The sequence below is a fragment of the Streptomyces sp. NPDC056160 genome (genome assembly GCF_042268205.1).
GTDB lineage: Bacteria > Actinomycetota > Actinomycetes > Streptomycetales > Streptomycetaceae > Streptomyces.
Map to the genome: position 1 here is coordinate 1 of NZ_JBHJUW010000202.1, position 11,656 is coordinate 11,656.

An 11,656-nucleotide genomic window follows, 5' to 3' on the forward strand; every position below is an offset into this window, starting at 1 on the left:
GGGGCCCCACTCTTCGAGCGGGGCCCCTCGACGGTTCCTCTTTCCGTTCAGGCCAGGGCGAACTTCTGGGCGCTGGAGTTGTTGCAGTCCCAGATCTGCAGGCGGGTGCCGTTCGCGGTGGCACCCGACGGTGAGTCGATGCACCGGCCGGTGGTCGGGTTGGACATCGAGCCGTCGGCGTTGGTGACCCAGTTCTGGTACCCGCCGCCGTTGCAGGTGGCCAGCTGGAGTTTCGTGCCGGCGGCGCTGTTGCCGCCCGCGATGTCCAGGCACTTGCCCAGCGTGCGCAGGGTCTGGCCGTTCCAGGTCCACTTCTGGTCGAGCGAGGTCCCCTGCTGGCAGTCCCACAGCTGCACCGCGGTGCCGTCGCCGCCGGTGTCATCGCCGGCCACGTCCACGCACTTGCCCCCCGGACCGTAGATCGGGGTGCCGATGGCGAACTTCTGGGCGCCGGAGTTGTTGCAGTCCCAGATCTGCAGGCGGGTGCCGTTCGCGGTGGCACCCGATGGCGAGTCGATGCACCGGCCGCTGGTCGGGTTCCGCAGCGAGCCGTCGCTCTGCCGCAACCATGACTGGTAGCCGCCGCTGTTGCAGGTGGCGAGCTGCAGCTTCGTACCGGCTGCGCTGTTGCCGCCGGCGATGTCCAGGCACTTGCCGAGGGTCTGCAGGGTCTGGCCGCTCCAGGTCCAGTGCTGGTCCCTGGCCGCCGACTGGCAGTCCCACAGCTGCACCGCGGTGCCGTCGCCGCCGGTGTCGTCACCCGCTACGTCCACGCACTTGCCGCCGGGTCCGGTGATCGTCTGGCCGCTCACCGAACCGCCGCCACCACCGCCTCCGGAGCCGGGCGCCTTGTTGTAGACGGCCACCGAGTCGATGACCAGCTTGCCGCCGGAGACCGTGGACGCGTTCGGGCCCCCGCCGAAGGCGTCCGGGAAGCCACCGCCGATCGCCAGGTCGTAGATGATGAAGAAGGGGTGGTCGACCGCGTCGGACCAGGTCGTGGCGTCCACCTGGTTGGCGTTGACGGTGAAGAAGTTGTTCCCGTCGAGGAAGAACCTGATCTGCTCCGGCGACACCGAGCGGTCGATCTCCACGGCGTAGTCGTGGAACCCGCTCTGGCAGCCCGAACAGGCGCGTTCACCCGAACCGATGCCGGTCGACTCGTTGCACGGCCCGCCCGGGTTCACACCGCAGTGCAGGGTGCTGAAGACGGAGCTGCGGCCGTTGATGTCCTCCATGATGTCGATCTCGCCGGACCTCGGCCAGGTCACACCGGCGCGCAGGGGTGCGCCGAGCATCCAGAACGCCGGCCAGTAGCCCGCGCCGTTGGCGGTGGTGACGCCTGGCTGCTGGAGGACGGACTCCATGCGTACGACTCCGCCGGCCGGGGCGCCGAAGGACGCCGACTGGGTCTCCACACGCCCGGAGGTCCATCCGCCCCGCGGGTCGGAACCGGAGTGCAGGGCCTGGAGCACCAGATGACCCTGGCCGTCGTAGTAGACGTTCGAGGTGCTGTTGGTCATGGTCTCGATCTCACCAGTGCCGAAGTTGCTGCCCGGCCCGGTGTCGTACTTCCACAGACTCTGGTCGATGCCGGTGCCGGACGCGCCGTTGAAGTCGTCGCTCCAGGTGAGTGTGAAGCCCGGCGGTGTCGGGGGCACGGCGGCCTCGGCGTCCAGCGTCGCGGTGACGGTGGCCGCCACCGTCATCGCGACGACGGGAACCAGGGTGAGCGCTCTCTTCCACCTGCTGCGCCGCGGCCCTGCGAAACTCAAGCGCATACGTGACCTCCTGAGAAAGGGTGTGAATCGTGGGTGCCCGCCATGCCAATTCAGAGTGGGTGGTTGCTGGAGTACGTCAGTCCGTGCCGCTGAACAGGCGTCTCGAAAATGTCATGCTCATAGCATGTCGACGGGGTCGACGTTCGACAAGACAACCGGCAGGAACGCCTTTTTTGCAGCGCGCGCGAACGTGCCTTTTCGGGTCCATGTCGTCCGGGGCCACAGCCGGGCGATAGGTCGTCCGGGAGCGCCGTGCCCGTGACGGTGACAGGGTCGAACGAGCTCGTCGATGCGCTTGTCGTCACGGTTCGCTATGGGCGCGCGCCCGACGGCTGGTCCGTCAACTCGGGTCAGGCGACCTGCTCTTGGGGGTGCAAGTCGAACGCGATACGAGGGGCGAGCGCGCGCAGAAAGTCAGGGGCGTCGAAGATCTCGCCGGCAGAGGTGACGCCGACGGCCTTGGCGCGGCCGGTGAGGACGCGGTCGAGGGCTTCGACGACGAGGGGCGCGGTGATGGCGTAGATGTCCTGACCGGTGGCCGTGGCCCGGCGTTCGGCGCCACCTGAGCGGACGACGACGTCCACGAGGAAGGTCTGGTTGGAGCGTCCGCTCGCGTCGGCGGCGGCCGGGGTCGGTGTGTCAGGGGCGGCGACGTCGCGGGCCGCCTCGGCACTCATGTAGGTGGTCACGTCGGGAATGGTCAGGTGCTGGGGGACGGTCACGACGTCCGCCATGGTGAACTCCGCGATCACGGACCGACGTCCCACCGGCTCCGGGAAGGCCCACTCCACAGTGGGCGCGGCATCGGTGCGGTGCTCCCACCGCCCACCGCGGTAGCGCAGGCGGAAGTTGCCGCGCCGCTCGCGCGAGACCGCGCCCGACAGCCGGGTGCCCGCAGTGGGGTGCCAGTTGCTGAGCGCGTAGGCGATGTGAGCCTCGTCGGCCGAGGTCCAATCGCCCATCGCCGCGGTGGCCAGCAGGTCGCCGAGGCCGCCGAAGAAAGCCATTGCCGGGACGACCACCGCTCCCGCGTCCCGGGCCCGCTCGCGGTAGTGCGCAAAGGTGTCAAGGTTGGCCTCGAGCTCGGCGGCCACGTCCAGGTACGGAATCCTGGCCCGGAGCGCGGCTTCGATCACCGGGCCGGTGGTCGAGGCGAACGGGCCGGCACAGTTGATGACCGCCACCGCACCGGCCAGAGCCCGGTCCAGCGAGGCAGGGTCGCCGACCGACGCCACCCGGGCCTCCAGCCGGTGTTCGTCGGCCAATTCACCCAGCGCCTGCGCGTTGCGTCCGGACAGCACCGGGACGAACCCGCGCGCGGCCAGCTCCGCGACCACGAACCGTCCGGTGTGACCGTACGCGCCGAACACCGCCACCAGTCGGCCTGACTCCATGAGACTGCTCCCGTGTGCTCGATCGTCCGCTGCGACATCGATCCGCCGGCGGCCTGACACCCACATCCTGTCCCTCCGTCGGGACCTCACACGATCGTCGGAAACGACATGCCGCATACACTTTCGGACATGCATCGCGTCGCGCTGGCCGTCACCGACGGCATGCTCCACTACGAACTCTCCGTTGCCCTCGAAATTTTCGGAGCCGACCTGACTCACCTCGTGGACCCCTGGTACGACTTCGCCCTCTGCGGGGCCGCCCCGGTGCGCATCAACCGCTTCCACCTTGAACCCGACCACGGACTCGACCACCTCCCGCAGGCGGACACCGTGCTCGTGCCCGGCTGGGCCGACACCGACCGCGAACCACCGGCGGAACTGGTCGACGCGGTGCGCGCGGCCCACGCGGCCGGTGCCCGGGTAGCCTCACTGTGCACGGGCGCCTTCGTCCTGGGTGCCGCCGGCCTGCTCGACGGCCGGCGCGCCACCACGCACTGGGCTCACACCACGGAGCTGGCCCGGCGACACCCGGCCGCCACCATCGATCCGGACGTCCTCTACGTCGACAACGGCGACGTCCTCACCTCGGCGGGCAAGGCCGCGGCCATGGACCTGTGCCTGCACATGGTCCGCCTCGACCACGGCTCGGCCAACGCCAACAAAATCGCCCGCCGCCTCGTGATCCCCCCGCACCGCGACGGAGGGCAGGCCCAGTTCATCGCCACCCCCCTCCCCGAGCCGGGCAACCACCCCCTCGGCCGGCTCTTCCCCTGGGCCCTCCGACGCCTCGACCAACCCCTCACAGTCGAGGACCTCGCCCGCCAGGCCGGCCTGAGCTCACGCCACCTGGCCCGCCACTTCAAGGTCCTCACCGGCACCACGCCCCTGCAGTGGCTCCACACCCAACGCATCCGCCGCGCCCAGGAGTTGCTGGAGACCACCGACGCCACCATCGACACCGTCGCCGAGGCCGCCGGAATGGGCACCGCGACCACCCTGCGCCGCCACTTCCAGCGCACCGTCGGCGTACCGCCCGACACCTACCGCCGCACCTTCCGCCCCTGAAGGAACAGCCCCGAGGAACGGGCGGCCAATCGAACGGCACGAGGCACGATGCTGTCCAAAGGGCGGTCCCGTTGATTGCGCTGATGGGACTGCCGCTGGTCTGCTGCGCCACAGAGCCGGAAGCGGGTGTCTCGTCCTGTGGCAGTCCCGGAGTCCCGCAGTTCCGCTACCGGACTGGCTTCTACGCATACGGCTGATCCAGGGGATCCAGGGGCGCCATACACGTCGTTTCCCCGGGACAACGGGCACTTTGCCATGCCCGCGCCGACGGGCGGGCCGGGTTGCGGGACCCAACCTCAGTCGGCGCGGCGCACCACGTAGGCGGTGCCGACCGTTTCGGGTGTGGCGGAGTCCGCCAGGACGGCGAGGCGCGGGGCTGCCGTGGTGAGGCGGAACTCCTTCGTCGCCGGCTGCGCGCAGTCGACGCGCCTGACGGCCCTGGCGGTGCCGGATACGGCCGTGAACGTGACCGTGCCCTCTCCTGCGCAGGCGACCTCCACACGCAGCGCGGTGCCGGACTCGATGGTCTCGTCCAGGTTCAGTCCGGGGATCGCGAGCGTCCCGGACGCTATGAAGCCGTCGTCGTCCGTGCTCGGAGGGCCGCTGCTGCCGAGCAGGCGGCGGGCCTTGCTGTCGAGCTGCTCAGGGTCGGGGCGGGGCACCCTCTGTGCAGGGGATGTGGCCGGAGCGATGGCGGTCGTCTTCTTCGACGAGGAAGTCTTTGGCGTCTCGGCCGAGTCGGAGCAGGCCGGTGCCACGGCTGTCAGGAGTGCGACGGTGGCCAGAGCCGTGGTGGTGCGGCGGGTGCGGCGGTACATGGGTTCCCCCGATGAGCGCGAGCCGGACCGGGCGGATGCGCGGAACCTCGTGATCATCCCTTGCGGATCCCCGAACCGGAAGTACCTGCCAGGCCAGTGAGCGAGGGTCACGTCCACTGGAGTGGTGTATCGACGGCCACTCGGTGATATCGATCTGAGGCTATGCGGTGAGTTCGGTGGGCAGGACGGTCTGGTCGGTTTCTGACTCGATCGGGTGGAGGCGAGCCTTGGCCAGCAGGTCGCGTCCCATGTAGCGGCGAGCCTCGGTCCACTCGTCATTCTGCTCGGCCAGGACCGCGCCGACCAGGCGGTTCACGGCGGAGCGGTCGGGGAAGATCCCGACCACGTCGGTGCGGCGGCGGATCTCCTTGGTCAGCCGCTCTTGCGGGCTGTTTGACCAGGTAGATGATGGCGACGGCGACGCGTTCTCTGTCGCCGAGCTTCTGCGGGAAGACGCCACCGCGGCTGCCCGGCTGCCCGGCTGGCGATCGGCGCCCCGGCGCTGGTAGGAGGCACGTACGACCTGGGCAACCTGGCGTGGGGCGAGGCGGCGAGCGAGCGCATCCAGCTCCGTGCGGGACATGCCGGTAAGCCGCGGACGGGACAGGCTCTCCGTGATCCGGGTGCGCGGCGGGGTCTTGTCGGTGTCGAGGAAGGCCATCAGCGTGTGTGCCGTGGTGAACCGGTTGGGGGCGTATCCGGGCTGGTGGCCGTGGTCCTCCAGTACCCGGCGGGTCTCGGCGACGAGGTGGCCGATGCAGGTGGGGGTCACCCCCAGCATGGCGAAGCGGTGCGCACCGACGCCATCCGCAGCGTCCGGGTCTTGGCCGTCGGCGCCACACCCGGGCCCCGCACCGCGCCGGAGACGGCCGCCGCGCCGGACTCTCTTCGGCCCCGGTGAAGACGCGCGAGATGGCGTCGCCCGGCTTGCACCAGGCCCTCGCCGCGCACCAGGCCGTCGCGCCTCCGAGCCGTATCGACCCCTCGATCGCGGAGGCAGTGGAGCGGCAGACGGCGGCGATGCGGGCCCTCAGCCTCCGGGCGGGCCTTCCCGGAGCCGGAGCCGGTGGCCGACGACCAGCCGGTACCGATCGAGCAGGCCCGCATCGAGCGCTGCCGCCAGACCGACGTCTCCCACGCTGCGGCCCTGCACCGGGCCCGTGCGGAGCGCGCGGCGCGGGACGCAGGGACGTCGGCCGTGCTGCCGCAGCCGGCCCGGCTCCAGGAGCCGGCGTGAGTGGGAATGACTGGATCTCCTCCCTGTACGAGTATGGACTGCCGATGCTGGAGCGCCGTCGCCCTGTTCCGCGCGGGGCGGCGGGCGGCCCGGCTTCACCCCGGCCGACGTCGACGTCCTGTGGCGGCTGTCCGCCCCGGTGGCCGCGGCCCTGCGCCGGGCCGTCCACCGGGCACCTGCCGACGCCGCTCCCCGCCCGGCCGAGGCGGGTGTGCTCCTGCTCGGCCAGGACCTGCGGCTGCTCTTGGAGAATCCGGCCGCGAAACTCTGGCGGGACGAACTGGCCTATTCAGGTGCGGAGTTACCGATCGCGGTCCTGGAGGTCGCCGCGCGGGGGAGGGGCGCGGCGCTGCCGGCCCACGGGCGGATCCGCGGCCGGTCGGGCCGGTGGGTCTCGGTCCACGCCTCGCCGCTGAGCGGTGGCCCATACCCGGCCCCCCTCGCCGTGACGGTGCACCCGGCGCCGGCCCCCGAGGTGGCGGAGGTGCTGCTGCTCGCGTACGGGCTCACGCCCCGCGAGCGGGACGTCCTGGCGCGGGTCGTCGCCGGCCTGCCCTCGCCGGCCATCGCCATGGAACTCCGGATCACCGCGGCCACCGTGCAGGACCACCTGAAGAGCGTCTTCGCGAAAACCGGTGTCCGCAGCCGCCGCGCACTCGTGGCGACCATCCTCACCTGTGAGCGAACCGTTTCCACGGCCCGCCTGCCAGGGCCCCCGCCCGGCCGGACCCCTTGCACCGGCCGCAAGCTGCATCCCCCTTCTCCAGTGGCCAGTTCATGCGGAAGGCCCACCACGGTGTCCAGGCGGCGTACCGAGAGGTAATGACGCGCCCGCCAGAAAAGGTGCCGGGACCGCGCCCGTGTGCTGCTGCCATGACTTGGCGAAGGCGCCGACGGTGTCGTGGTCCGCGATGACGTGGGCGGGCGCGTGGGCGAGGCAGGCCAGGTGTGCAGCGAGGGCGTCGGTCTGTGCGACGGAACCTGTGCCGCCCCGGGCCCACGGCTCCGGGGAGGGAGCGGACCTGATCGGCCGCCCAGTCGCCCAGCCGCTGCCACGGGCGCAGCCGCCCGAGCAGATAGCCGGCCGCGAGCGCGGCGGCCGCGGCGCCCGTCACGACCACCCCATCCCGAGCTGGGACAGCAACTCCATCCGCTGCGGTGTCAGCGTCGCGGCCCGACTGCACTGATTTCCCGATCCGGGCCCCCAGCTTGTGTCCCCGTTCTTCCTGGTCCTCGTATCGGGCAGGGGCGGGTCAGCCGTAGCGCAGGGCGGCGGTGATGTAGGAGCGCAGCAGGGCGTGCTTCTGTTCGTAGCCGGGCTCGTCGGCGATGTTGCGTACGCGGGTGTCGAACGCGCTCTGGGTGAGGGCTCCCACCGAGTACAGGTACGCCCAGTGGTGGAAGCCGGCGGGCTTGTCCGGCAGCGCGATGCCGAGCGCTTCGACGAATCGTCGGGCCAGCGGGTCGAACTGGTCCCGGATGACCGGTCGTTCCTGGCTGGACGGGTCGGCGGCCTCGCGCAGCACCAGGCGGGCGAACCAGATGTCGTCCGGGTCGTCGTGCAGCGCGAGGACCGGGTCGGTGAAGGCGCTGACGATCTGTTCGAGGGCGTCGTCCGCGCACAGGTCGGGAATCGCCCCGAGCCGCGCCAGCCGTTCGTCGTTGACGTACTGCCGCTCCTCGAAGATCGCCGTGTACAGCCCGAGCTTCGAGGTGAAGTGGTAGACGACGAGGGACAGTTTGACGCCGGCTGCTTCGGCGATCTGGCGCATCGTCGCACCGTGATAGCCCTCCAGAGCGAAGAGGCGTTCGGCGGCCCGCATGATGGCCTGCCGTCGGCCGCCGCTCGTCTCGCTCCGCACGGCTGTCGAGTCGCCCACGGGTCCGTCCCTCATTTCTGCGCGCTTCGGTTCGAGTATGGCAGCGGTGTCACCGGGCGACGCCGCCCGAGCCCTGCGCGGCCCCCGCGCGATCTGCCAGCGCGGCCCGTACGTTGTCGACGAGCGCCTTCTCCACCGACCGTACGGTGCCGAAGCCGCGCTCCTGGAAGACGTCCCACTCCCGCTTCAGCAGGCCGGGCCTCGGTTCGACGGAGCGGCCGAACCAGAGGACGTTCTGGTCCTCCGCGTGGAATCGCGGCCATCCATCTCCTGGGTCGCCGCTTCGGATGAAGGAGGCGTAGAGCTCGCCCATCCACCCGCTGACCCGCCGGATCTCCTCCCGGTCCGCCCCGTCGAACGCCGGCCACCGGGCGAGATCGCGTTCGGAGTGGTTGCGGAACAGGAACGGGATGTCCCCGGTGTGCACGGCGCGGAGCCGTCCGCCGAGACCGGGCAGGTCGTAGGAGAACTGGAACAGGTGCACGGGAATCCGCTGCGTGCTGAGGTTTCGCGCGATCGCCAGCGACGACAGCTTGAAGAACTCGAAGGACATGATGTCCGACAGCAGCAGACCGGGCGCGTGGCCCGGGTGGAGTTCGTGGAATCGCCGGTAGACCTCCTCGGCACCGTCCGTGCCGAAGACCTGTGCCAGAACGCCCAGTACGTCCCGCCGGGATCCGCGGCTGACCGTCCGCGAGTGCCCGCGGAAGAACTGCCACTCGTCCTTGGCGAATCCGATGGCGACGCCCAGGTCGGGCTTGGTGACCGGGTTCTCCGACAGGTGCAGCGCCGGGGACTGGGGCACCCAGTCCCCGGCGACGACCGCGCCGAGGGGGCGCCAGGCGAGATGCAGGTCCGGGTCGAAGTAGCGGGTCAGCACGTTCTGCACGGCCAACAACCGGTCCGGTTCGATGTCCTGGAGCCGCGCCGGGTCGTCGATGCGCAGGAGGTCGAGGTACATCCGCGCGACGGTGACCGCCTCCGGCCGCTGCTGCGTGCACCAGGGATTGAAGGGGGACAACGACTGCAGCACCGCGCGCCGGAAGTACGGATGAGCCTTCGGGCTGGTCAGCAGGTGTGAGACCGCGGTGGCTCCGGCGGACTCACCGCCGATCGCGATGTTCGCGGGGTCCCCACCGAACGCGGCGATGTTCTCGTGCACCCACCTCAGCGCGGCGAACTGGTCCTGCACGCCGAGGTTCACCGCCTCCGGCAGCGCGCCGCCCAGGAGACCGAAGTGGACCCAACCGAGGGCGCCCATCCGGTAGTTCGGCCGGACCACGATCATGTTGGCCGCGCGGGCCAGGTTCGCGCCCCGCTCCAGTTGGAACGAACCGGAACTGACCGCGTTCGCGCCGCCGTGGTAGTAGACGTAGACGGGCAGGCCCGCGCGCGGAGCCGACTCCGGCACCCAGATGTCGAGGTACAGGCAGTCCTCTGCCGCGTGGTTGTGGCGGTAGGTCGCGTTCGTGTAGTCGGGCCACGCCATGATGCCCGGCACACCGGGGTCGATCTCCCGGACGATGCGCTCGACCGCGCTGCGGTTGACGCAGTTGAACTGGTACGAGGCGGGGCCTGAGCGGTCGGCCTCGCGGACGCCCGACCACCGCTCCGGCGGCAGCGGCGAGCGGAACCGCAGCGGCCCGACCGGCGGCGCGGCGAAGGGTACGCCGCGGTAGACGACGACCCCCTCCTCCGAGGTGCCGCGGAGCAGTCCGCTCGTCACTCGCACGAGCCCCTGCGCGTTCATCCTGTGCATGGTTTCTTTCTCCTCCGGGATGCGGCCCGCTTCGGGGCGGGGGCCGGGCGTCCCTCGGCGCGCGCCGTCAGGCCGTCGCGACCTGCCGACCGAGCCGGGCTGCGGCCTTCGGGAACAGGCGCAGGGCGTTGTGGCCGATGGCTTCGAGCTGTTCCCGGGGCAGTCCGGTGAAGTCCGCCAGGGCATGCCGGTTGGCTTCCAGCGTCGTCTCCGTGCTGCACGGGACACCGCTGTCCGAGCCGTAGACGAGGTGGTCGGGGGTGGTCATGGCCAGGGCCGGCGCCAGTGTGTGGGCGGTGGCGGTGGCAGCGGTGTCCAGGTACAGCCGGGCGAGGTGCTCCCGGATCTCGCCCTGGTCGAGTTCGCCGGGGTTCGGCACCCAGGCTTCCGTGCCCAGCAGGTGCAGGCGTCCGGCCAGGGCGGGCAGCGCGCCGCCGCAGTGCGCGACGATCACCCGCAGGTTCGGGAATCTGCGGAAGACGCCTGCGTACAGCATGTCGACGATGGTGCGGGCGGTTTCGAAGGCGACCTCCAGCAGCGGGCTGGGGCGGCCCATGGACGCGGGGGCGTAGGCGTCCGGGTGGACGAACACCGTCGCCGCGCGGCGGTCGAGTTCGGCCCACACCGGTTCCAGGCTCGCGTCGCCGAGGGTGACCCCGTTGTACCGGCAGGTCACCGCGAACCCGTCTGCCCGCAGGTCGCCGTCGGCGCGCTCGATCTCGGCGAGCGCGGCGGCCGGGTCGTCGGTCGGCAGAGCGGCCAGCAGGCCGAACCTCCGGGGGTACTGCGTCACGAGCAAGGCGCCGTGGTCGTTGGACGTGCGGAGCGCGTCCAGAGTCTTGGGGACGTTGCTCAGCAACTGCATCGCGACGCCGGCGCGGTCCATGTAGTCCAGCGTGGCCTCGACCGTCCAGTGGTAGGGCGCCGGTGCGAGGAACTGCTCTGCTCGCATGGCACGCCACCGTTCTTCCCGTTCCTCGGGCGTGGTGGGCGGGGTGAAATGCGCATGCACATCGATCAAGTCGGACACCGTGTCACACAACCCTTCTGCTGGACCGGCCGCCGCCATGCTTCCGCGCGCCACCCTAGCCACTGACTGTACGTACGTACAGTCAGGATCGTCACCTGTGCGGTGTCTGCTCCAGCGCGGCCCGCGGTGCCGTGTGCGTCGCGTCGGCGCGGTGGTTGGAGAGGGGCCGCCCCGGGCGGGGAAGAGGTTCCCGCGATTCCTTCGGTGGCTGGAGCGAGACCTTCACCGACCCGCGTCTGCACGGTCGTTGGGTGGGGCGGCGGCGAGCGGGCGCGCTGTCCCGCACGGGTGAGACGTACAACGACTTCAACCAGCTCACCGCCCTCACCACCGCCGGCACCGCCAGCCACTGCACCTACGCCGGCACCGAGCGCTGTGACCGTCGCCTCATTGCTGATGCGACCCGCATCGACCAAGGGCCCGAGGGCATCTCCGCCACCGCAACCAACGGGCGGAGCACGCGCATTACCCGGACCCGCGGGCCCCCTCACCGGCATGACCACCGGCGGGAACCCGTACTACTACGTGACCGACACCCAGGGCGCCCCGTCCGTTCTCGTCGGCACTACCGGCGCTGCCGGCACTACCGGCGTGTATTGACCGGATTCAAGCGGTCGTTGCAACACCGGCTTGTTGAATCAACTGTAGCTGCTCGTTGAGTGCTTCGGCGGGTGTCTTCCAACCGAGCGTCT

General features: G+C 70.7%; 10 protein-coding genes and 1 pseudogene. 4 read left to right on the forward strand and 7 right to left on the reverse strand.

Annotation, left to right across the window (positions count from 1 at the left end):
• Positions 1–47: 47 nt before the first annotated feature.
• Positions 48–1,781, reverse strand: coding sequence for a ricin-type beta-trefoil lectin domain protein (locus tag ACFC02_RS39100; protein WP_376367201.1), 1,734 nt, complete (start codon positions 1,779–1,781; stop codon positions 48–50).
• 350 nt (positions 1,782–2,131) lie between these two features.
• The gene (locus ACFC02_RS39105) at positions 2,132–3,175 is read right to left on the reverse strand and encodes a saccharopine dehydrogenase family protein (protein WP_376367203.1); all 1,044 of its coding nucleotides are present in this window, start codon (positions 3,173–3,175) and stop codon (positions 2,132–2,134) included.
• 129 nt (positions 3,176–3,304) lie between these two features.
• Between ACFC02_RS39105 and ACFC02_RS39110 the strand changes: the two genes are divergently transcribed.
• Positions 3,305–4,240 (forward strand): helix-turn-helix domain-containing protein, encoded by a 936-nt coding sequence (locus ACFC02_RS39110; RefSeq protein WP_376367205.1) that lies wholly within the window; start codon positions 3,305–3,307, stop codon positions 4,238–4,240.
• A gap of 296 nt (positions 4,241–4,536) precedes the next feature.
• On the opposite strand, the gene ACFC02_RS39115 is transcribed toward ACFC02_RS39110, so the two are convergent.
• Both ACFC02_RS39115 and ACFC02_RS39120 read right to left on the reverse strand, forming a co-directional pair.
• The gene (locus ACFC02_RS39115) at positions 4,537–5,058 is read right to left on the reverse strand and encodes a hypothetical protein (RefSeq protein WP_376367207.1); all 522 of its coding nucleotides are present in this window, start codon (positions 5,056–5,058) and stop codon (positions 4,537–4,539) included.
• A 160-nt stretch (positions 5,059–5,218) separates the two neighbouring features.
• Positions 5,219–5,455: pseudogene (locus ACFC02_RS39120) on the reverse strand (transposase); the annotation flags it as partial.
• Between the two features lie 669 nt (positions 5,456–6,124).
• Between ACFC02_RS39120 and ACFC02_RS39125 the strand changes: the two are divergent.
• The 3 genes from ACFC02_RS39125 to ACFC02_RS39135 all read left to right on the forward strand — a co-directional run bounded on the left by ACFC02_RS39125 (position 6,125) and on the right by ACFC02_RS39135 (position 7,482).
• Entirely contained in the window at positions 6,125–6,295 is a 171-nt protein-coding gene (locus ACFC02_RS39125) for a hypothetical protein (RefSeq protein WP_376367209.1), read from the forward strand.
• Between the two features lie 139 nt (positions 6,296–6,434).
• Positions 6,435–7,118, forward strand: coding sequence for a LuxR C-terminal-related transcriptional regulator (locus tag ACFC02_RS39130; protein ID WP_376367211.1), 684 nt, complete (start codon positions 6,435–6,437; stop codon positions 7,116–7,118).
• A 160-nt stretch (positions 7,119–7,278) separates the two neighbouring features.
• Positions 7,279–7,482: a hypothetical protein gene (locus ACFC02_RS39135; protein WP_376367213.1), complete on the forward strand. Its 204-nt coding sequence runs from the start codon at positions 7,279–7,281 to the stop codon at positions 7,480–7,482.
• Between the two features lie 66 nt (positions 7,483–7,548).
• Here the strand turns inward: ACFC02_RS39135 and ACFC02_RS39140 are convergent, their stop codons facing one another.
• The 3 genes from ACFC02_RS39140 to ACFC02_RS39150 form a co-directional block, all read right to left on the reverse strand.
• On the reverse strand, positions 7,549–8,175 hold the full coding sequence (locus ACFC02_RS39140) for a TetR/AcrR family transcriptional regulator (RefSeq protein ID WP_376367215.1): 627 nt from the start codon (positions 8,173–8,175) through the stop codon (positions 7,549–7,551).
• Between the two features lie 49 nt (positions 8,176–8,224).
• Positions 8,225–9,934 carry a carboxylesterase/lipase family protein gene (locus ACFC02_RS39145; RefSeq protein ID WP_376367217.1) on the reverse strand — a complete coding sequence of 570 codons (1,710 nt, stop codon included), beginning with the start codon at positions 9,932–9,934 and terminating at the stop codon, positions 8,225–8,227.
• Between the two features lie 67 nt (positions 9,935–10,001).
• Positions 10,002–10,964 carry an amidohydrolase family protein gene (locus tag ACFC02_RS39150; protein WP_376367219.1) on the reverse strand — a complete coding sequence of 321 codons (963 nt, stop codon included), beginning with the start codon at positions 10,962–10,964 and terminating at the stop codon, positions 10,002–10,004.
• Positions 10,965–11,656: the final 692 nt, after the last annotated feature.